The organism is Kitasatospora sp. NPDC058965 (genome assembly GCF_042741245.1).
Lineage (GTDB): Bacteria > Actinomycetota > Actinomycetes > Streptomycetales > Streptomycetaceae > Kitasatospora.
The window spans coordinates 21736-41842 of record NZ_JBHYKG010000034.1 but is presented as its reverse complement, the minus strand read 5'-3'; the positions used below and the strand labels follow the sequence as shown (position 1 = coordinate 41842).

The window sequence follows — 20107 nt, the reverse complement described above, 5'->3', positions numbered from 1 at the left end:
TGGTGCTGGGCGTACTGATGGGGGCCCAATCGGGTAAGGTTCCCCTAACGGGGATTACGGTTTGACGCAACTTCTGGTGCGGGGGGGGGGTCGGCCACGACCCCCGCCCCGCACCTCGGTGTTCACCCCGCCGGCAGCAGCAGGCAGGCCAGCGCCTCGGCCGTGCCGGGGTGGCGCGCCAGCAGGGCCGGACCGGTCGGGGCCGACTGCTGCCAACTCCCCTCGAAGCCGAGCAGTGCGGCCAGCGCGTCGCAGCTCGCCGGGTGCGCCGCCAGCAGGGCCGGGCCCGTGCCGGTGGCGGTGGCGCTGCGCCGGGGTCGGACCGGGGCCGGCTCCGCCAGCCACGGCGGCGTCCAGGTGTCCAGCGCCGCCAGCTTCGCCGGGAAGATCCGGCCCGCCTCGCGGGTGAGCAGCGGCGCGAGTTCCGCACCGTCCGCCCGCAGGGTGGTGATCAGGGTCGGCAGCCAGGGCAGCAGCACCGCGTCGGGCAGCCGGCCGAACGCGTGGGAGATCGCCTCCACCACGAAGTCGGTCAGTGCGGGCACCGGCTCCAGGGCCTGCACCAGGCCGCTCAGGTACTGCGGATAGGCGGGCAGGGTGAGGGGGTTGCCGAGCAGTGCGTCGCAACGTTCGCGCAGCTCGGCCCGGCTCAGCGTGCCGAGGTGGACCTGTGCGGCCCACAGCAGTGCCGTCTTCGCCGGGTCCTCGGGGTGCGACTGGGCGACGGCCAGCTCCAGCTGGGTCCGGTCGCAGCCCAGCGACAGGGCCAGCGACTCCATGCTGAACAGGAAGCCGAGCATGGCGGCGAGTTGGCGCACCGTCACCTGCTCGTCGGCGAACGAGAGCGGGAGCAGGGTGCAGTAGTGCGCGTACCCGGCCTTGACGAACGACTCGATCCAGCCCGGCAGCACCGGCTCACTCGTCCGGTAGTGGGCGAGCAACCGGCGGATCCGGCGCAGGACTTCGGGTGCCCCGTCGACGCTGCGCTCGGCGGCCAGGACCTGGAGGGCCCTGGTGCCGAGCTCGTCCGCGAGGCGGCGGCTGCGCAGCAGGCGCAGCGCGTCCTCCACCGCGGCGAGCACCACGGCCGTGGTGGTCTGGGGGCCGTTGGCCGCGCGGCGCAGTCGCTGCTCCAGTACCTGCTCGATGCTCACGCCCTCGTAGCCGAGCTCGATCAGCGCACGCTGGTGGGTGCCGAGCGCGAGGTCCCAGGACTCCTGGAGGGACCGTTCGCCGAGCCCCCGCTCGCCCATGACGGTCCGCGCCGCGCCGTCCGGCAGCAGCGACCGCAGGATCCACAGGGCATCGGAGCAGGGCGCCAGTTCGGGCTGGCCGGCCAGGTCGAGCAGAGCCCGCTTCACCCCGCGCTGCTGGAGGTTCAGGCCGAGCGGGGCGAGCCGGTCGTGCACGTCGCGGGCCAGCGGCGGCAGCGACGCGTAGCCGACCTGGCCGACCCGGTCGCCGCCCATCATGACCTCGACCAGTCGCCCCACGTCCCGCCGGCCCGGGACTGCGTCCTTCTCGATGCAGGTGACCGCCGCGTCCTGGAAGTCGTAGGGGGTGGGGCGGGCCCGGTCGCGCAGGCCCGCCAGCAGGATGGAGGTCTCGAAGACGGCGATGGCGTCGGCGGTGGAGGCGAGGTAGCCGTTGCGGCGGGCGGCGCGGACGATGTCCACGGACCAGCCGAGGAGTTCGGCCTCGTCCAGCGCGTCGAGCACCGGCGGGCGCTGCAGGAAGCCGGTGAGCCGGTCGGCGGGCGGCAGGGCGGGGAGCGGCGCCTTGGCGGTGAGCTGCTTGGTGGGTTGCTTGGCGGTGGCCTTCTTCTGGGTGCCCTTCTTGGCGGCGCCGGCCTGGCCCGCGAGGCGGAACGGCCGTACGCCGGTGCGCTTGAGGTTCTTCGCCCAGACCGAGGCGGCGATCGAGACCGATCCGGCCGCGAGTCCGAACTGGGCCTCGATGGCGGCGTGGCTGGACGGGATCAGGCCGTACTGCCAGGTGGTGGCGGTGCGTTCGGTGATCTCGAAGGTGTCGGCGCCGGCCACGCCGAACTCGGCCACCCGGCTGGCCGCGTGGAAGGCACCGCAGACGTACAGGCAGTCGGCCGGATCGGCCCCGGACGCCGCCAGGTGCTCGCGCATCCTGGTCCACATGTACCGCTCGCGGTCCTCGTCCACCCGCACCCGGCGGGAGTCGCCCGGGGCCAGGCGGCGGAAGAGCGAGCCGATCAGCAGCATCACCTGCCGGTAGGTGTCGTGATCGGCGTCGCCGAGCGGGAGTTCGACGTACTGGTGCCACCACTCGGACCAGTGCCGCACCTTGCCGTGGTGCAGCAGGTACTGCTCCAGCTCGGCGAACCGGGGCCGCAGGTCGCCGATCTCCACGCCCACCGCGTCGCCGTGCAGGGCGGACTCCTCGTCCTGCGGGAGGTCGCCGGCACCCGGGCGCGGCTCCCACTGGAAGACGTGGTCGCTGGAGCGGTCCACCAGGACCAGCTCCACGTCCGGGGTCTCCAGGGCGTAGGCGATGGCCTGGTACTCGGCGGAGGCCTCGGTGATCGGCGCGACCACCGAGAGCGGCGCCCAGTCGACCGGGAAGCCGTCCACCTCGCCCGCGAAGGCCTGCAGGGCCACCGGCAGGCGGCAGTTGCGCAGTTCGGTGAGGAGCGGGGCCAGGTCCTCGCAGAGCTCCAGGTAGACCACCTTGGGCTGCTTCTCGCGCAGCCGGCGGGCCATCGCGGTGGCCGAGGCGGGGGAGTGGTGGCAGACCGGGAAGATCTCCAGCGGCTCGCGCACCGCGCGGTCCACGTCGTCGACGAGGCCGAGCAGCAGGTCGCCGAGCGCGTCCGGGCCGTCGGCGAACGCCTGTGCTGCTTCCTGGAGTTGGGCGCGCAGTGGGTCGAAGACCGGCGGCTGGGCGGTGGTCATGAGGTCCGGGGCTCCTCGGGGCTCGGAGTGGGCGCGGTGCGGCGGGGTGGCGGGTGGAGCGGGGCGTCGGCTCAGGAGAGGCTGGCGATCGCCGCGCGGCCGCCCTCCAGGAACTCCGGCCAGTCGCCGCCCTCCTCCTTGCCGCGCGGCTCGACCACGCCGTGCAGGTACTTGTTGAGGATGGCCAGGTCCTCCGGCTCGCGCCGGGCCAGCGAGCCGACCAGCGAGGAGGCCAGGGTGCGGGCGCTGAGCGCCTTCTCGCCGAAGAAGTTGCTGTGCAGCACCGCGTCCTCCAGCACGCCGATCTGCTCGGCGGTGGAGAGCGCCGACTCCAGCTTCTCGTCGTCGCTGCCGGCCGCGGCGGCCGAGGCGCGCAGGTCGGCGAAGGACTGCAGCAGCACGTCCAGCAGGGTCGGCGGCACCTCCAGGTCGATCTGGTGGCGGCGCAGCAGCTCCTCGGTGCGGTAGCGGACGATCTCCGCCTCGCTCTTCTTGTCGGTCACCACCGGGATCCGGACGAAGTTGAACCGGCGCTTGAGCGCGGAGGAGAGGTCGTTGACGCCGCGGTCGCGGCTGTTGGCGGTGGCGATCACCGAGAAGCCGGGCTTGGCGAAGACGATGCCCTGCTCGCCGGTCAGCTCCGGCACCGAGATGTACTTCTCGGAGAGGATCGAGATCAGTGCGTCCTGCACGTCGCTGGTGGCGCGGGTGAGCTCCTCGAACCGGCCGATCGTGCCGGCCTCCATCGCGGTCATGATCGGGGAGGGGATCATCGACGCGCGGGACTGGCCCTTGGCGATCACCATCGAGACGTTCCACGAGTACTTGATGTGGTCCTCGGTGGTGCCGGCGGTGCCCTGGACCACCTGGGTGGAGGTGCGGCAGATGGCGGCGGCCAGCAGCTCGGCGAGCCAGCTCTTGCCGGTGCCCGGGTCGCCGATCAGCAGCAGGCCGCGGTCGGAGGCCAGGGTGACGATGGCGCGCTCGACGATGCTGCGGTCGCCGAACCACTTCTGCTCGATCTCGCGGTCCAGGCCGTCGGCGCGCTCGGACCCGAGGACGAACAGGCGGACCATCTTGGGGGACAGCCGCCAGCTGAACGGCTTGGGGGAGTCGTCGATCGACTCCAGCCAGTCCAGCTCGTCGGCGTACTTGAGCTCGGCGGGGGCGCGCAGGAGGTCGGTCATGGTGGTGGCCTTTCGGTGCATGAGGGGAGGTCAGGGAGTCGGCCGGGGTGGGCCGGGACGGGTGTGGTGGGCGCCGGGGCTTGGCCGGCCCCGCGTCAGGCGAGGAAGGTCTTGAGCTCGTGCACGAGCTTGCGGATGTGACCGGAGAGCACCGGGGTGCCGAGGTCCTTGAACCGCTCGCGGAACCAGGGGTTCACGCTGCCCCGGCCGGCGCTGGTGACCGAGCCGACCGGGATGAACTTCGCGCCGGAGCGGTGGATCGCGGCCATCTGCTCGAAGAGCTCCTCGCACTGCCACTCGTAGAAGTCGGAGATCCAGACCACCACGGTGTTGCGCGGCTCGGCGATCTTCGGCTGGGCCAGCGTCATGGCCACCCGGCCGTCGGTGCCGCCGCCCAGCTTGGTGCGGAGCAGCGTCTCGAACGGGTCGTGCACCCACGGAGTCAAGTCAAGAGCCTGGGTGTCATACGCGACAAGGTGGACGTCAACCTTGGGCAGACCGGCAAAGATTGACGCGAGGATCGTGCAGTTGACCATCGAGTCAACCATTGACCCGGATTGATCAACCACGACGATCAACCTTGCCGGCGTGGTGCGCCGTACAGTGTGGCGGTAGTACAGCCGATCAACGTAGAGCCGCTCCTCCTCCGGGCTCCAGTTGGTCAGGTTCTTCCAGATCGTCCGGTCCAGGTCCAGGTTGCGGAACACCCGCTTCGGCGGCACCGAGCGGTCCAGCTCGCCGACCGTGCTCTTGGCCACCTGGGTGCGCAGCACCTCCGCGACCTCGTCCACGAACCGCCGGATCAGCGCCTTCGCGTTGGCCAGCGCGACGCCCGACAGGTTGTTCTTGTCCCGCAGCAGCTGCTCGATCAGCGACATGCTCGGGGTCAGCTGGGCGGCCAGCTTCGGATCGGCGAGCACCTCGCGCAGGTGCATCCGCTTCACCAGGTCGGCCTCGATCGCGCCGAGTTCGGGCCCGATCGGCGGGATCAGCCGGGCCAGGTCCGGGGACGGCATGCCGACCCCGGTCCCCGAGCCGCCCGCCGCCCGGCCGCGCAGCGCACCGGGCGGGCAGCCGAAGGCCCGCTCCAGCCATCCCGCGTCCGACTGCCACTGCGCCAGCTGACCGGCCGACACCGTGCCGCGGGCGGGGGCGAAGACGTTCAGCAGCACCTTGGCGGCCAGCGCTGCCCGCCGCACCTCGGCCTCACGGTCACGCCCCGCGCTCCCGCCCCCGGCCTCGGTCTCGGCCTCGTCCGTGCTCCCGTCCTCGCCCTCGTCCGCGGCCCGGCTGTCGTCCTTGCCCTCTGCGGTTCCGTCCGCCGACGGGAGCATCAGCCCCTCGAACTCGGTAGCCAGCTCCGGGTGGCGCTGCACGATCGCGTCCACCGACGCACCCGGGTCCAGCAGCGCGGCCGGCAGCCCCGCGTCCTCGACCACCGCGAGGCTCGCCGACTCCAGCGCCGCCTGCTCATCGTGGTCGAACAGGCGGGCCAGCAGCCGCCAGTAGAGCACCTGGCGGCGGTTCTCCAGCGAAGTCTCCGTCACTTCCGCAGCAGCCTTCCCGCTCGCTCGCGCAGCACCGCGACCGCGTCGGTGGCGGTCTTCTCCGCCTTCACCCCGACCTTGTCCGTCGTGCCGCCAGCCCAGGCCCCGCCGTGCACCGCGACCGTCTTCTTCCTGACCACCGTCTCCACGGCCAGCGGCTGGAGCACGAAACGCCCCGCGTCCCAGCGCAGCAGCCCGATGCACGAGGTGGAGGCGGCGACGACCTCCGGCGTGAGCGGACCGGCGACCGGGATCCGGTCGGTGTCCACCAGCAGCCGGTGGCCCGCGAGTTCGAACCTCAAGCCGTCCTCGTCCCCGTCCTGGTGGACCGCGTAACCCTCCAGGAAGACCGGCTCGGCCAGCCGCGCCGGGTGCCGCTCCAGCGGTGGTGTCCCGGCCGCCTGTGCGGTGGCCAGCGCGACCCGCGCGGTGACGAACGGGTCGGCCGGCTCGCCGGCCTTGGCGAGCTCGTCCTGCCAGTGCAGGTCGCCCGCCGCCGTGAGCGTCATCCCGGTCAGCTCCATCGCGCGGCCCTCGCCCGCCGCCGCCAGCAGCGAGAGCCGCGGCCGCAGCAACTGCCAGACCCCCGCCCCGACCACGGTGTCCGGCTTCGGCACCGCGACGCTCGCCCGGACCAGCCGCGCCGGGCCCCCGTCGGCCGGCTCGAACACGCCGTGCACCTGGGCCTGCGCGGCGGTGGCGTGCTCGTGCAGGTCCACGCCGAGCGGCAGCAGTCGCCCGCTCACCGGGCCGGCGGGCGGCGCGGCGAGGGCGCCCGGCTGGGCGAGCAGCAGCCCACGCGCCCACAGGTCGGCCCAGCGGCGCACCGGGATCCGCTCCAGCGTCGCACCCGGGCAACTGGCCGCGAGCTCGGCGGCGAATCCGTCCAGCAGCACCGCCAGGCGGCGCAGCGCCGGATCGGGCAGCATCGCCGAGACCACGGGCGCGGCGTCCGCGACCAGCTCGTGGTGGATGCCCTGCCACCCGGCACGGGCCAGGTCGCAGAGCCACGAGCGCGCGGCCGCAAGGACGTTGACGGCAGCGGCGGGCTCCGGCGCCGGGTACGGCTCGGCGGCGTCGGGCCGCCCGGTCGCCTGCGCGACGACCGCCGCGAGCGCGTCGTGCGCCGCCCCCAGCAGCGCGGTGCGCGCGGCCGCCAGCAGCACCAGGTGCTCCTCGCCCGCGCCGCCGGCCGCCGCCTTCTCGGCCGCCTCGGCGACGGCGCCGGCCAGCGGACTGCCCGTCAGCGCGTCGGCGAACTCCGCCAGCGCGGCCGCCTGGGCCGGCTGCGGGCGGACCAGGCCGCCGACGAGCGTGCGGTCGAAGGTGTCGACGGCGGTGAGGACCTCGGCCAGCCCGGAGACCGGCTCGGTCAGCAGATCGGTGCGCATCAGGCCACCGCCGTCCGGGTCGGCGGGAACCAGTGCAGCTCGGGCAGCGGCTCCGTGCTCGGCGCCAGCTCCAAGTAGGCCAGGTGGCGCAGGAACCGGTTGAACACCGCGGCCGCCAGCTCCTTGCCGGGCACCGCGCTCGGTCGGGCCGCCCGCATCGCGCTGGTCAGCTGCGCGGCGGTGGGCTCGGCGTCCGCGAGCTCGACCCTGAGGTACCGGGCCACCCGCTGGCCCCCGTACTGCAGCACCGCCTCGCCCACCAGCGCGAGGATGTGGTTGCAGAAGCTGCCGCGCGCCCCGCCGCAGGGCCGGTTGTTGTTGGTGCTGCAGGCGAAGGCGTGGTCGCCGGCCGCCACCGAGGAGACATAGACCCGCTCGATGTCCGAGCCGCTCGACACCACCCCCTGCAGCCGTCCGTCCGCCAGTTCGACGAACGGCACCTTGGCCAACTTCCGCACCCGCGCGGGCGGGACGACGCGCGCGGCGCTCGATCCCTCCCAGCGCTCCCAGTCTGACGACCCTGACACCACACCAGCTCCTTCGGGCACGGCAAAGCGGCGCACCGCTGAGGGGGATTCACCACGCCGGACCGGCGCGATGTGAAGAACCTATCGGGGCCCACCGACAACGCGCGAAGCTGGTCCGGACGGCTGACGCCGCCTCATGCCTACTGCCCTCCGGGCCGCCCACCTGCTGCAATGGCTCGGTGACGGGCTACTCGGACCTGCGCGCCCTGGTCATCAACTGCACCCTCAAGCGCTCCCCGGAACGGAGCCACACCCAGGGCCTGATCGACCTCAGCACCGGCATCCTGGAGCGCCAGGGCGTCACCGTCGACGTCCTGCGCGCGGTCGACCTGGACCTCGCCACGGGCGTCCGGCCGGACATGACCGAGCACGGCTGGGAGACGGACGACCGGCCGGCGGTCCACTCCCAGGCGATGGGCGCGGACATCCTCACGCTGGCCGGACCGGTGTGGGGCGGGGGGAACACTCGGTCAGTCCCGGCGGCGTTGTCGGAGCGCCGGCCGCGGTGACCATGACGAGCAGAAGGAGGTCGAGCCTCTCCGACAACGAAGCCGGCAAGCAGCTCCGCACCCGACTCGCCGTCACCCACCCCACGATCACCAAGGCATGGGTCGATGCCGGCCACAAGGCCCAGGCCGTCGAACACGGAGCACGACTCGGCATCGACGTGGAAAAGCCGGGCGTCGTCCTACCGGCCTTCCTGCCCCGGCTGCGGAGGTCACCGGGCCTGCCCGAAGCGGCTGTTGATGCGGTCGGCGCTGCAGCGGCGGCCTCGGGCGTGCGGTCAGCCGGCGGTGCGCAAGAGGCAGGTGAGGCGGGCGGTGCACACCCGTCGGGCGGTCTCGTCGGTGATGACGATCTCGTAGGTCGCCATGGTGCGGCCGAGGTGTGCGGCGGTGGCGACTCCGGTCAGCAGGCCGGAGCGGACGCTGCGGTGGTGGGTGCAGTTCAGGTCGACTCCGACGGGGTACTTGGTGGGGCCGCCGTGCAGTGCCGCCGCCGTCGAGCCGAGGCTCTCGGCGAGGACGGCCGAGGCCCCGCCGTGAAGGAGACCGTAGGGCTGGGTGTTGCCCTCGACGGGGAGCGTGCCGACGACGCGGTCGGCGGAGGCCTCCTGGATGCGGATCCCCATCCGGTCGCAGAGCGCGCCCAGCGAGAAGACGGCCGGCAGGTCGATGCCCGTGGCGGCCCACTGGTCCAGGATCTCCTGGGGGAAGGGGGGCGTGGTCTGGTCGTGCATGTGCGTCAGGCTCCGGTCTTCGTCGGTGTGCGTCGTCGGGTCTCCGGCAATTGCTACGGATTTGTAGCTTCAGTACCGTAGCTTCAGCTGTGTAGCTTCGCAAGGTACGATCCGGGACATGGCCAGAGCGCAGACCACCCCCAAGCGGCCCTACGCTCCGCGGCTGCCCCCGGCCGAGCGCCGCGAGCAACTGCTCGATGCCGCACTGGAGATCATCAACACCAGTGGCGTCGCCGCCGTGTCCGTCGACGCCGTCGCGCGCCTCGCCGGCGTCACCCGGCCGGTGGTCTACGGCCAGTTCACCGACTCCGACCACCTCCTTCGCGACCTGCTCGAACGCGAGGGGGAGCGCGCCCTTGCCCAGCTCGCCGGCGTCATCACCGCCGACCTGGCCGACGCCGACCCCGCCGACACCTTCACCGCCGTCGCCCGCGGCTTCTACGACGCCGTGCTCGCTCACCCCGCACGCTGGCGCGCCATCCTGCTGCCCGTCGACACCTCACCCGCGCCGGTGCGCAAGTACAAGGAGGCTGCCGAGGCCGACATCCGAGCCCGCTTCGCCGAGGCCGTCCGCCAGCTCCTCCAGGACCGGCCCGGCGCCGCGGGTGTTGACGTCGACCTCCTCGCCCACGTCCTGCTCACCACGTTCGAGGACGGCGGCCGACTGCTCCTGCGAGACCCCGCCACCTACCCCCCGGAGCGGCTCACCGACCTGGCCCGCTTCCTCGTCGAGACCTTCCTGCACCGCTTCCGTTCATAGAGGGGCGAACCGGCTGCGGCCCGAGGGGGAGTCCCGTGAACCGCGCGGGCATCCGAGCGATTGTCATGGTGGTCGGTAGCTTCAGGAGGGTTCCCGAACCTCAGCGAGCTGGTCCGGCCCGATCGCCACCGGAGTCACCAGCAGGGCCAGTGCTTGCCGTGCAGGTCCCGTTGCTGGAGTCGCAGCCCACCATGTCGCTGGACATCACCTGACACGGATTCGCCGGAATCACCACTCTGATAATTGCAGGTCAGGTAGGGCGCCAGGTGTTCTGCCGAGCTGATTCGGGGATACCTGTCATCGGTGCGGGGCCATGCGGGTGATCGGGTGGCCGACTCCGCGACCGTTGGCGCGGCGACCCGTCCTTCCGCCCGGAGAGGCGAGACAGTAGACGGGATTCTCGGCCGAACCGCCCAGGGGCCCCACCGACGTCTGCAGCCGGGTGTTACGCCGGCCGACCACCCACTCGTCCGCAAGGGGACGCATCGATGACCGACACCGGCCCGTCCTACCGTGATCTCCGCGCCTTGGTGATCAACTGCACCCTCAAGCGTTCGCCGGAGCGGAGCCACACCCAGGGGCTGATCGACATCAGCACCGGGATCCTGGAGCGCCAGGGCGTCGAGGTCGAGGTGCTGCGCGCGGTAGACATCGACATCGCGACCGGTGTGTGGCCGGACATGACGGAGCACGGATGGGAGACCGATGAGTGGCCCGTCATCTACTCGAAGGTCATGGCCGCGGACATTCTTACCTTGGCCGGACCTGTCTGGCTCGGCGACAACTCTTCCGTCATGAAGAGGGTGATCGAGCGGCTCTACGCCTGCTCGTCGGTCCTCAACGACCGCGGCCAGTACGCCTACTACGGCCGGGTCGGCGGTTGCCTGATCACCGGCAACGAGGACGGCGCCAAGCACTGCGCGATGAACGTGCTCTACAGCCTCCAGCACCTGGGCTTCACGATCCCGCCGCAGGCCGACGCCGCCTGGGTCGGCGAGGCCGGGCCGGGGCCGTCCTACCTGGACGAGGGCTCCGGCGGCCCGGAGAACGACTTCACCAACCGGAACACCACGTTCATGACGTGGAACCAACTGCACCTGGCCCGGATGCTCAAGGATGCGGGCGGCATCCCGGCGCACGGCAACCAGCGCTCGGAGTGGGACGCGGGGTGCCGCTTCGACTTCGAGAACCCCGAGCACCGGTAGGGCTCTTCGTCGGACCTGCCGTCGGGGCGGGATTGTCGTGGAGCGGTCGTTCCGGCCGACTGGTCTTGATTGAGGTCTCGGCCCTTCATCCGTACGGCGCCGGACCCGTCCAAACAGTTCATGCGTGAGGCGTTGGCAAGGCGGCGGACCGGCCTGCATCGGGAGGGTGGCCGCGGGCGGTGAGGCCTGAATGGATCCGTGGACCGGAATGTCGCTGTGTCCCGTCCCATTGACCCTGCTTCTCTCTCCTTTTACTGTATCGACCACTACAGGACTCTGTAGTGGTCGCTACATGAACGGGCGTGTCCGCAGCAGTGCCGACCCGCCGGTTCGGCATGCCTGCTCGGTGTCGACGCCAGTCCGCCGAGAGTTCATGCCGGCGTCCCGCTGCCCACAGTGAGGTGTCCGCACATGACCGAAGCCGGAAACGCTCAGGGCCTGGGGCGGAGGCGGCTCCTCCGGGCCGCCCTGCCGCTCGCCGTCACTGCCACGGCGCTCGACACGGCACCGGCCCGCGCGGCATCGCCCGGCCCGACGCCGAAGGCGCCCGCACCGCGCGGCCGGGACCGCATCGACGTGCACTGCCACCTGGTCCCGGACTTCTACCGGCAGTCCCTCGCCGCGCACGGTGTCACCGAGATCGGCGGAGTGCCGGTGCCGTTGTGGAGTCCGGCGCTCGCGGTCGACTTCATGAACCGCTACGGCATCGAGGCGCAGGTGGTCTCCGTCTCCGAGCCGGGGGTCACCTACCTGGACGCCGCCGCCGACCGGCTGGCGATGGCGCAGCGCCTCAACACCTACATGAGCAGCGAGCTCGTGCACGGATCTGCCTACCGCCAGGGGCGCTTCGGCGGCTTCGCGGTTCTGCCGCTGGGCCGTAAGGTGACCGCCAAGGACGTGGGCGACGCGGTGCTGGAGGCCCGGCGGGCGGTGCGCGAACTCGGGCTGGACGGCGTGGGCCTGTTCAGCAGCTACGGCGGCACCTACCTGGGCGACCCCGTCCTCGAGCCGCTGCTGCGCGAACTCGACGACCTGCGGGCGATGGTGTTCGTCCACCCGGTGACCCCCGCCGCCTATCCCGACCTGGGACTGCCGCCGTTCCTCTACGAGTTCACGTTCGACACCACGCGGGCGCTGGTCAACATGCTCTACAAGGGCGTCTACGGGCGGCACGCGCGGATCCGCTGGCTGGCCGCCCACGCCGGCGGCACGCTGCCCTACCTCTCCTATCGCGCCAGCCTGTTGACGCTGACCCCCGCGCTCGCCCAGCAGTTCGGCGACTCCGGGGCCGCGGACAGCAGCCCGTACTTCCGCGGCCTCTTCTACGACACGGCGCTCTCCCCGGCGCCCCAAGCGATGAAGTCGGTGCGGGAGCTGGCCGGCACCGGGCACATCCTGTTCGCCACCGACTGGCCCTTCAGTGGCCCCTTGTTCCCGGGGGTCGGGGATCCCGCGCCCCAGCTGGACGAGACGTTCGACTCCGGCGAGCGCCTGGCCGTCGAGCGGGGCAACGCGCTGGCCCAGTTCCCGGCCCTGGCGGCGCGGCTCGGAGCTCGCACGGGTTGAACCCCGAGCCGAGCAGGGCCGGCCGGTCCGGCGGGTGGGCCGCGCCGGCGGGCGCGCTGTGCGACACTTGCTGTAGTGGTCACTCCAATTGGAGTGGGCGCTGCAGTAGGATCGCCGTCGACGACAGCCGAGCGCACCCGCACACGAGGAGGCACCCGCCATGGCCGGGCCGCAGACGACCCGCAAGAAGCGCGCGAACGGGGTGGAGTCGCGGCAGCGCATCCTGGACGCCGCCGTGGAGATCGCGGGCGAGCGCGGGTACGAGGGCACCTCGATCGCGGCCGTCAGCGCGAAGTGCGGGCTGCCCGCCAGCTCGATCTACTGGCACTTCAAGGACAAGGACGACCTCATCGCCGCGGTCATCGAACGCAGCTTCGCGACGTGGCTCGCCGCCGTCGAGCTCCCGGGCGAAGACGCGGGCACCCCGCTGGAGCGGGTCACCGCCATGGCGGCGAGCGTGGCGAAGTCACTGATCGACGCCCCCGACTTCCTCCGGCTCGGGCTGATGCTCGCGCTGGAGCGGCGCCCCACGGAGCCTCGGGGCCGGACGGTGTTCCTCGAGGTCCGCGAGATCGCGGGCGCGAAGATCGCCGAGATGGCCCAGGCGCTCGTCCCGGACCTCGGCGAGGAGTCCGTCCGCCTGCTCACGGCCTACGCCGTCGCCGGTGCCGACGGACTGTTCGTCCAGCGCGAGATCCACGGAGACGCCGTCGACCTGGTCGCGATGTTCGAACTGCACGCCCGGCTCGTCTACGAGGCGGCGACACGCATGGCGGCGAGAAAGGAGGAGTGAGCCGGGCCGACCCGGCCGTACGACTTCGAGTTCCGTTCCTCGCACCGTCCCGGCCACCGGCATCACCGGTGGCGCCCCGTCCGACCCGTCCGACGCGCCCGGCCGTACCCGGACACGGCTTCCGCCCTCCGGCCCGTCCTGTTCCCTCCGCAGGTGCCGCCCAGGCCGGCCCTTCCCGGCAGCGGGCGGTTCGGCACCCCGGCCGGAGCCGGGCGGCGCTGCGCCGACGGCCCGGAAGGCGACAGCGGCACGAACACGCCCGGCGCCGAAGTGTGTGCCGTGCCTGAGCGCTGCTGCCGCGCGGCCCGGTGCGCCGCAGCGCGCCCGGCCCCGGGCTCCCTCAGCACAGCACCGACCGAGACAGGTTCCCCATGTCCACCACCCCGCCCCACCAGCCCGACGACCGCACCGGGGAGAGCCCCGGCGCCGTCGCGACCGGCCGGGCCGGCCACAACGGCGTGCTCGCCGCCATGTGCCTGGCCCTGGTCCTCGTCGTGGCCTCCGTCTCCGCCCTCAACCTGGCCCTGCCGGACCTGGCGGTCGACCTGTCGGCCACCAACAGCTCGCTGACCTGGATCGCCGACGCCTACACCGTCGCCCTGGCCGCGCTCGTGCTGCCCCTCGGCGCGATCGGTGACCGCCTCGGGCGCCGCAACGTCCTGGTCGCGGGCACCGTGGTCTTCGGTGCCGCCTCCCTGGCCGGTTCCTTCGCCGACTCCACGACCACGCTGATCGTCTGGCGGGTCGTCATGGGGCTCGGCGCCGCGATGATCATGCCGGGCACGCTGTCCACCATTACGGCCGCCTTCCCGCCCGAGCAGCGCGCCAAGGGCGTGGCCACCTGGTCGGGATTCGCGGCGGCCGGCGCCATCCTCGGCATGCTCGCCGCGGGGGCGCTGTTGGAGTGGTACTCCTGGCGGTCGATCTTCGTCACCAGCGCCGCGGTCGCCCTGGTCGCCGCCCTCGCCGCGATCCTCCTGGCGCCCGACACCAAGGACCCGCACCCCGAGCCGCCCGACGTGCCCGGCGCCGTCTGCACCGCCCTGGGGATCGGCACCCTGGTCTTCGCCATCATCGAGGGCAACGAGCAGGGCTGGACGCAGCCCCCGGTCATCGCCGCGCTCGTCGTCACGGTGCTGGCCTTCACCGCGTACGCCTGGCTCGGCCTGCGCAACGAGCACCCGCTCCTCGACCCCGCCCTGTTCGGCATCCGCGGCTTCCGGGCCGGCGCGATCACCGTCCTCGTGCAGTTCATGGCCGTCTTCGGGTTCTTCTTCGTCGGCCTGCAGTACCTGCAGCTCATCCTCGGCTACAGCCCGCTCAAGGCCGCCGCTGCCCTCGTTCCCGTCGCCGTGGTCGTGCTGCCCGTCTCGCAGCTCACCCCCCGCCTGGTGCGACGGGTGGGGATGAAGGTCACCATGACCGTCGGTCTGGCCCTGTTGAGCGCCGGCCTGTTCGTCATCTCCCGGATCGACGTCGACTCCGGCTACCTGCCGTTCCTGGGCGGGCTCGTCCTGGCGGGCTTCGGCATCGGCCTGTCCGGGGCCGTGGGCACCTCCGCCATCACCGGCTCGCTCGGCCGCGGTCAACAGGGAGTCGCCTCCGCGATGAACGACACCACCCGCGAGGTCGGCTCCGCCGTCGGCATCGCCCTCATGGGATCGATCTACGGCAGCCACTACCGATCCAGCCTCCCCGCCTCCCTCGATCAGTTGCCCGCCGATGCGGCTGCGGCCGCGCGCGACTCCGCCGCTGCAGGCCTGCACGTCGCCGAGCAACTCGGCGCCGGGGGAGCGGCTCTGGCCGACGGCGTCAAGGCCGCCTTCATGGACGGCCTGTCGGCCTCGCTCGTCGTGGTCGGCGCCATCGTCCTGGCCGCCGCCGTCGGCTGCCTGTTCCGCGCGCCGAAAACCCCGCCGACGTCGGACTGACCGTGCTTCTCGTACCGCTGCCGGTGACGGGCCGTCCGATCCCCGGCGGGGCGGTCCCGCGGTCGCCGTCAGGCGTCGAACGGGAAGTCCGCGGCCGTCTTCAGTTCGGCCCAGACCGTCTTGCCCCGGTGCGCGTGGCGGGTGCCCCAGCGCTCTGCGAGCTGCGCGACCAGCAGCAGGCCACGACCGCCCTCCTCGAACACCCGGGCGCGGCGCAGGTGCGGGGTGGTGTTGCTCGAGTCGGACACCTCGCACAGGACGGTACGGCTGGCGTCCTCCCCGTCCCGGCTGATGGCTCGGGAACGATGAGCCGTAGCCCGATCGGAGCCCGGCCGTAGCGGATGGCGTTGGTGACCAGCTCGCTGGCCACCAGTTGGGCGGTGAATTCGAGCCCGTCCAGTCCCCAGGCGTCCAACTGCCCGGACACCGCCGTACGGGCCCGGGCGACCACCGCCGGGTCGTTGTCCAGGTCCCAGCTGGCGACTCGCTCGGTGCCCAGGACGCGGGTGCGGGCCACGAGCAGGGCGACGTCATCGTCCGGGTCGGGACGCAGCAGCGTTTCGACGACCGTGTCGCACACCCCCTCCAGCGACGGTGCGGGCCCGGAGAGCGCCTCCAGAGTGCGGTGAGGCCCGCGTCGACGTCGCGGTCCCGGGCTTCGATCAGGCCGTCGGTGTACAGGGCGAGCAGGCTGCCTTCGGGTAGTTCGACCTCGGCCGCCTCGAAGGGCAGGCCGCCGAGTCCCAGGGGCGGGCCGGCGGGCACCTCCAGGACCTCCGCCCTTGAGCCCGCGGTCACCACGACGGGCGGTACGTGTCCGGCGCGGGCGAGGTTGCAGCGGCGGGAGACGGGGTCGTAGACCGCGTAGAGGCAGGTGGCGCCGAGGTCTCCCTCGGTCCCTGCGTCCGCGGGCACCGGAGGCTCGGAGGACAGGCGCAGCACGACGTCGTCGAGGGTGGGTGAGGAGTTCGTCGGGCGGCAGGTCGATGTCCGCCAAGGTGCGCACCGCGGTCCGTAGCCGGCCCATCGCGGCGGCGGCGCGGACACCGTGGCCGACCACGTCGCCCACCACGAGGGCGACGCGGGCACCGGACAGCGGGATGACATCGTACCAGTCGCCGCCCACTCCGGCCTCCGAGCCGGCCGGCCGGTAGCCCGACCGGCTCGTTCTTCCGCTCCGCAGGGCGTCGCTCCCACGCACGACCAACTGGTCCCGGTCCGCGCTCCAGGGGGCTCGTGTTCGCGAGGTCCTCGGAAGTGCCGCTGACGCCGCACCAGGAAGTCTCGAATCTGATGACTTCATCACTTCGCCCTTGACGCCCGCTGCCGCCAAGACTGATGCTTTCATCAGTTAAGATCTTCTCATCATTTCTCGTGCCGGTTCGGCCGCCAAGGGGCACCACAGCAACCCTCGCCCGGCCGATGACCCCGTCCACGACGCCGTACGGGCCCGCGGAGACTTGCGCGGTTTCCCCGGCATCCGAGCGGGGGGCGGCTCCGTGCGGCCCGGCGCCGACCCGTACCGGAGGCCGCCCCCGGCCCTCCCCGTCAGCCCGACCATCCGAGAGACCGCAGGTAACCCATGCAGTACACCCCCTACGACGAGTGGGCCGGTCTGATCGGCGACCGGTACGCACTGCGCCAGGTGATCGGCCGCGGCGGCATGGGCGAGGTCTGGCTGGCCGACGACCTGCTCCTGCACCGCACGGTCGCCGTGAAACTGATGCACCCGCAGCTCGCCTTCGACGACGTCGCGCAGAGCCGCTTCCAGCGCGAGGTCCGTGCGGCCGCCTCCCTCAACCACCCGTGCGTCGCGGCCGTCCACGACGCCGGCTGGCTCCCGACCGCGCCCCCGCGCCCCTTCCTGGTCATGGAGCACGTCCTGGGGCACACGGCCGCCGAACGGTTGAGGTCGGCCCCGCCCTCGGTGCAGGAAGCGGTCGCCTGGGTCGCGGGGACACTGGACGCGCTCGCCTGCGCCCATGCGGCCGGCCTGGTCCACCGGGACATCAAACCGGCCAACGTCATGATCACCGCCGACGGGCTGGTCAAGGTCATGGACTTCGGGGTCGCCCACGTCTCCGACGGGCAGGACGAGAACGTGACGGGGACGGGCAGCGCGGTCGGCACCACCGCGTACATGTCCCCCGAGCAGGCCCAGGGCCAAGCCGTCGACGCCCGGTCCGACCTCTACTCGACCGGCTGCATGCTCTACGAGTTCCTCACCGGCCGTCAGCCCTTCACCGGGGAAAGCCCGTTCGCCATCGCCTACCAGCACATCTGCGCGGACCCGCCGGCCCCGGGGGACCTCGGGGTGCACCTGCCCCCGCACGTCGAGGCGGCCCTCGCCCGGGCCATGGCGAAGAACCCCGACGACCGGTTCGCCGACGCCGCGGCCATGCGCAGCGCCCTGGTGGCCCCGCCGGGCGACGACTTCACGGAGGAAGAGCGGACGGCGGCGGTGCTCACGCCCTCCGGCAGGCCCCGGGGGCCCCGGCGGGCCGCGCTCGCAGGCCTGGCCCTGCTCGGCGCGGGTGTGGCCGCCGTCGCCGTCATGGCCGCTGTGCCGGACGCCGCGCACACGGCCGGTCCCACCGGACAGTCCTCTCCGCCTCCCGCAGGCATCTCTTCTTCGCCGGCACCCTCCGCCAGCGGTGCGGAGAGCACCCGTCCCAGCCGTAGCGCCAGTCCGAGGAGCCCACGCCCGACGGCCGAGACCACCACTCCGACCCTGACCGTCGCCGTCCCCGGAGACCTGGTCGGGAAGACCCTGGCGCGAGCCAGGGCCGAGCTCGCCGAACTGGGCCTGAACGCCGCCCTCGCTCCCGGCTCCAGCGCCGACGACGCCGGCACCGTGACGGCGGCCACCCCGTCCGCCGGTACGCGGCTGAGCCTCGGCGGCACCGTCCTCCTCGCCACCCGGGCCGATGCTGAGGCGTCCGCCACTCCCCCCGCCACCCCGACGAGCGCGGCAACGAGCAGCAGCCCCAGCCCCTCGGCGTCGCGCACGACCGCGAGCCCCGGCCCGGTGGTCCTCCCGCCGCCGATCCATCGCTGACGGAACGACACCGCCGGGATCCGGCCCCGCGGTCGGACGAGGCATTCACCGCAAGGAGAGAGAACGTGGACGGACCGGGCAACGGCCGGGCAGCGCGGCTCAAACGCCGCCGGAACGGATGGATCGCGGTGGCCCTGACGTTGCTCGCCGCCGCCGGTGGCGAGACGCTGGCCGCGCAGTACGCGCAGGAACGCATCGCCGACTCGGCTCGCCGGAACCTCGGGCTCGCATCCGCCCCCGAGGTGCACGTGCACGGTTTTCCCGTGTCGCTGCAACTGGCCCGAGGAGTGGTCACCGGGGCGGACATCGACGCCGTACGCGTTCCGGCCGATGTGGACGGCCGCGTCCTGACCGTCCAAGGCGTTGCCGTCCACCTGCGCGGAGTGCACCAGGAGCAGGACGGTGGGGAGCGGGCCGACGAAGCGGAGGTCACGGCGACCGTTGCGTACGACGACCTCTCGGCCTTCTACGGGGTCGCCATCGGTCGGGGCGACGGTGACAACCGGGTGGCGGCGACCGCCCGGGTGCCGCTGTTCGGGCAGGTTTCGGCCTCCGCCCGCGTCGGCGTCGCCGGTCCGGGCGCGGTCGGACTCGACGACGTCCTGCTCCCCGAGAACGTGCCCCCGGCCGCACGGCCCCTGCTGGAGCGGGCCCTGGAGCGCCGAACCCCGCTCGACGGCCTGCCCGAAGGGCTCGCGCTGCGGTCCGTGGCCGTCACCGACCACGGCATCGTCGCCCACATGTCCGGGCACGGTGTCGAGCTGCGGCCCCGCACTGCCTAGGACCCGACCCGCCACGCCGCAGTCGGCCGGTGGCCACCCGCCCGCTACTGGTCCAGGGCCGGCAGCGGGCGGGTGGCCACCTCGTGTGCGTCCTCGTCCGGCAGACCCAGCATGCGCAGCAGCAGCTCGGCCATCCGCGTCCCGTCGCCCTCGTCGAGCCGCTTGACCGTGTGCAGCTCCAGCAGGCCGAGAACGGCTCCGCCGATCGCGCTGAGGACCAGCACGGGGTCGTCGATCCGGAACCGGCCCGCCGCGCGCCCGTGTTCGAGGTCGCGCAGGGCCCGCGGGCCGAGCCCGTCGGACGCGTGGATGTGCTGCATGCCGCGCAGCCGCAGGATGCCGGTGATCTCGGGGTGGGTGGCGGCCAGCACCAGGGTCAGCCGGATGTTGGCGGCGAACCGTTCCGCCGGGTCCGCGACGTCCCCCGTCGCGGCGTCCAGGAGCTGCCCGTACTCCTCCAGCGCGTCGGCCACCGCCGCGTCGAACAGGGCGTCCTTGGTCTCGAAGTGGTTGTAGAAGGTGCCGAAGCCGACGTCGGCCTGCTCGGCGATCTGCTGGATGCTCACCGCGGCTCCGCCCTGCTCCGCCAGGATCTGCCGTGCCGCACCGATCAACGCCCGCCGCGTCCGCGTGCGGCGCCGCTCGAAGCGGTCGGGCTTGGGGGACGAGGCCGTCCGGGATGCGTCCATGGGGAAACTGTAGGGGAGCCCAGAACTGACGAAGCCATCAGCCACGGGGCCTCGGCCGCGCGGGGCCGCCGGTTAATTCGGTCGGGACAGGCCTGGGAGCCCGGATAGTCTCGGCCCGTGACGGATCAGGAGCAGTACGTTCGGTACCTGGAAGACTCGAAGGTGCTGGCAGCGATCGGGAGGCACGTTGACGCCCAGGTCGACCGTGTCACGGTGCGGCTGCCCAGGGCTGTGGCCGAGATCGCGGTCGCTGCCTGGGAGCGTGACGAGTCAGATGGCGTCAGCGAGGAGACCCGTGAGCAGTACGAGCTGCGAGGTCGGGCCGGCGATCTGGCGATGATCGGCCTCGAGATCTCGGAGCGCGGCCGCTGGGAGGGCGAGGAGGTCGTCGTCGACCTGCACGTCCACTCCGCGGGGGCGGCCTGGCTGGCGTCGCAGTAACCAGGTGGCGGGCGTGCCGACCGGACTCGACGGGCGTCCGTCGAGTCCGGCTCCTGAAGGTGGTGG

Annotated in this window: 15 protein-coding genes and 3 pseudogenes; 10 read left to right on the top strand and 8 right to left on the bottom strand. The window is 72.6% G+C overall.

What is annotated here, in order from left to right; translation table 11 throughout:
* Window positions 1-122: 122 nt before the first annotated feature.
* From ACFW1A_RS08880 to ACFW1A_RS08860, 5 genes are all read right to left on the bottom strand, one after another.
* Window positions 123-2924: a hypothetical protein gene (locus ACFW1A_RS08880; protein ID WP_380406551.1), complete on the bottom strand. Its 2802-nt coding sequence runs from the start codon at window positions 2922-2924 to the stop codon at window positions 123-125.
* 71 nt (window positions 2925-2995) lie between these two features.
* A complete protein-coding gene (locus ACFW1A_RS08875) occupies window positions 2996-4111 on the bottom strand; it encodes an AAA family ATPase (RefSeq protein WP_380406549.1) in 1116 nt (371 codons plus the stop codon).
* Between the two features lie 95 nt (window positions 4112-4206).
* Window positions 4207-5658, bottom strand: coding sequence for a VWA domain-containing protein (locus tag ACFW1A_RS08870; RefSeq protein WP_380406546.1), 1452 nt, complete (start codon window positions 5656-5658; stop codon window positions 4207-4209).
* Window positions 5655-7082, bottom strand: a complete 1428-nt coding sequence (locus ACFW1A_RS08865) for a hypothetical protein (RefSeq protein ID WP_380406555.1) — start codon at window positions 7080-7082, stop codon at window positions 5655-5657. The genes ACFW1A_RS08870 and ACFW1A_RS08865 overlap by 4 nt, the downstream gene beginning before the upstream one ends.
* The gene (locus ACFW1A_RS08860) at window positions 7049-7576 is read right to left on the bottom strand and encodes a hypothetical protein (protein ID WP_380406544.1); all 528 of its coding nucleotides are present in this window, start codon (window positions 7574-7576) and stop codon (window positions 7049-7051) included. Before ACFW1A_RS08860 ends, ACFW1A_RS08865 begins: the two co-directional genes overlap by 34 nt.
* Window positions 7577-7719: 143 nt before the next feature.
* On the opposite strand from ACFW1A_RS08860, the pseudogene ACFW1A_RS08855 reads away from it, so the two are divergent.
* A pseudogene (locus tag ACFW1A_RS08855) lies at window positions 7720-8073 on the top strand (flavodoxin family protein); the annotation flags it as partial.
* Between the two features lie 38 nt (window positions 8074-8111).
* Window positions 8112-8249, top strand: a pseudogene (locus tag ACFW1A_RS08850) (IS5/IS1182 family transposase); the annotation flags it as partial.
* A gap of 111 nt (window positions 8250-8360) precedes the next feature.
* Here ACFW1A_RS08850 and ACFW1A_RS08845 read toward each other — a convergent pair.
* On the bottom strand, window positions 8361-8816 hold the full coding sequence (locus ACFW1A_RS08845) for a PaaI family thioesterase (RefSeq protein ID WP_380406540.1): 456 nt from the start codon (window positions 8814-8816) through the stop codon (window positions 8361-8363).
* Between the two features lie 118 nt (window positions 8817-8934).
* Here ACFW1A_RS08845 and ACFW1A_RS08840 point away from each other — a divergent pair, with 118 nt between their 5' ends.
* The 5 genes from ACFW1A_RS08840 (at window position 8935) to ACFW1A_RS08820 (ending at window position 15071) form a co-directional block, all read left to right on the top strand.
* Window positions 8935-9576 carry a TetR/AcrR family transcriptional regulator gene (locus ACFW1A_RS08840; RefSeq protein ID WP_380406536.1) on the top strand — a complete coding sequence of 214 codons (642 nt, stop codon included), beginning with the start codon at window positions 8935-8937 and terminating at the stop codon, window positions 9574-9576.
* Window positions 9577-10064: 488 nt separating this feature from the next.
* On the top strand, window positions 10065-10781 hold the full coding sequence (locus ACFW1A_RS08835; protein ID WP_380406533.1) for a flavodoxin family protein: 717 nt from the start codon (window positions 10065-10067) through the stop codon (window positions 10779-10781).
* 411 nt (window positions 10782-11192) lie between these two features.
* Window positions 11193-12347, top strand: a complete 1155-nt coding sequence (locus tag ACFW1A_RS08830; RefSeq protein ID WP_380406530.1) for an amidohydrolase family protein — start codon at window positions 11193-11195, stop codon at window positions 12345-12347.
* Window positions 12348-12507: 160 nt separating this feature from the next.
* Complete coding sequence (locus tag ACFW1A_RS08825) at window positions 12508-13140, top strand: TetR/AcrR family transcriptional regulator (RefSeq protein WP_380406527.1); 633 nt, start codon at window positions 12508-12510, stop codon at window positions 13138-13140.
* 371 nt (window positions 13141-13511) lie between these two features.
* On the top strand, window positions 13512-15071 hold the full coding sequence (locus ACFW1A_RS08820) for an MFS transporter (protein ID WP_380406524.1): 1560 nt from the start codon (window positions 13512-13514) through the stop codon (window positions 15069-15071).
* A gap of 68 nt (window positions 15072-15139) precedes the next feature.
* Here the strand turns inward: ACFW1A_RS08820 and ACFW1A_RS08815 are convergent.
* Window positions 15140-16224 (bottom strand): annotated as a pseudogene (locus ACFW1A_RS08815) (SpoIIE family protein phosphatase); the annotation flags it as partial.
* Window positions 16225-16653: 429 nt separating this feature from the next.
* Here ACFW1A_RS08815 and ACFW1A_RS08810 point away from each other — a divergent pair.
* Both ACFW1A_RS08810 and ACFW1A_RS08805 read left to right on the top strand, forming a co-directional pair.
* Window positions 16654-18129 (top strand): protein kinase, encoded by a 1476-nt coding sequence (locus tag ACFW1A_RS08810; RefSeq protein ID WP_380406521.1) that lies wholly within the window; start codon window positions 16654-16656, stop codon window positions 18127-18129.
* 128 nt (window positions 18130-18257) lie between these two features.
* The gene (locus tag ACFW1A_RS08805; RefSeq protein ID WP_380406518.1) at window positions 18258-18911 is read left to right on the top strand and encodes a DUF2993 domain-containing protein; all 654 of its coding nucleotides are present in this window, start codon (window positions 18258-18260) and stop codon (window positions 18909-18911) included.
* Between the two features lie 44 nt (window positions 18912-18955).
* Here ACFW1A_RS08805 and ACFW1A_RS08800 read toward each other — a convergent pair whose 3' ends face one another.
* A complete protein-coding gene (locus ACFW1A_RS08800; RefSeq protein ID WP_380406515.1) occupies window positions 18956-19600 on the bottom strand; it encodes a TetR/AcrR family transcriptional regulator in 645 nt (214 codons plus the stop codon).
* Between the two features lie 117 nt (window positions 19601-19717).
* Between ACFW1A_RS08800 and ACFW1A_RS08795 the strand changes: the two genes are divergently transcribed.
* Window positions 19718-20041: a hypothetical protein gene (locus ACFW1A_RS08795; RefSeq protein WP_380406512.1), complete on the top strand. Its 324-nt coding sequence runs from the start codon at window positions 19718-19720 to the stop codon at window positions 20039-20041.
* The last annotated feature ends 66 nt before the right edge of the window (window positions 20042-20107 follow it).

Excerpts from the sequence above, each read along its gene's own strand:
- ACFW1A_RS08880 (WP_380406551.1), bottom strand. The coding sequence starts at position 2,924 with ATGACCACCGCCCAGCCGCCGGTCTTCGACCCACTGCGCGCCCAACTC.
- ACFW1A_RS08875 (WP_380406549.1), bottom strand. The coding sequence starts at position 4,111 with ATGACCGACCTCCTGCGCGCCCCCGCCGAGCTCAAGTACGCCGACGAG.
- ACFW1A_RS08845 (WP_380406540.1), bottom strand. The coding sequence starts at position 8,816 with ATGCACGACCAGACCACGCCCCCCTTCCCCCAGGAGATCCTGGACCAG.
- ACFW1A_RS08840 (WP_380406536.1), top strand. The coding sequence starts at position 8,935 with ATGGCCAGAGCGCAGACCACCCCCAAGCGGCCCTACGCTCCGCGGCTG.
- ACFW1A_RS08835 (WP_380406533.1), top strand. The coding sequence starts at position 10,065 with ATGACCGACACCGGCCCGTCCTACCGTGATCTCCGCGCCTTGGTGATC.
- ACFW1A_RS08830 (WP_380406530.1), top strand. The coding sequence starts at position 11,193 with ATGACCGAAGCCGGAAACGCTCAGGGCCTGGGGCGGAGGCGGCTCCTC.
- ACFW1A_RS08825 (WP_380406527.1), top strand. The coding sequence starts at position 12,508 with ATGGCCGGGCCGCAGACGACCCGCAAGAAGCGCGCGAACGGGGTGGAG.
- ACFW1A_RS08820 (WP_380406524.1), top strand. The coding sequence starts at position 13,512 with ATGTCCACCACCCCGCCCCACCAGCCCGACGACCGCACCGGGGAGAGC.
- ACFW1A_RS08810 (WP_380406521.1), top strand. The coding sequence starts at position 16,654 with ATGCAGTACACCCCCTACGACGAGTGGGCCGGTCTGATCGGCGACCGG.
- ACFW1A_RS08800 (WP_380406515.1), bottom strand. The coding sequence starts at position 19,600 with ATGGACGCATCCCGGACGGCCTCGTCCCCCAAGCCCGACCGCTTCGAG.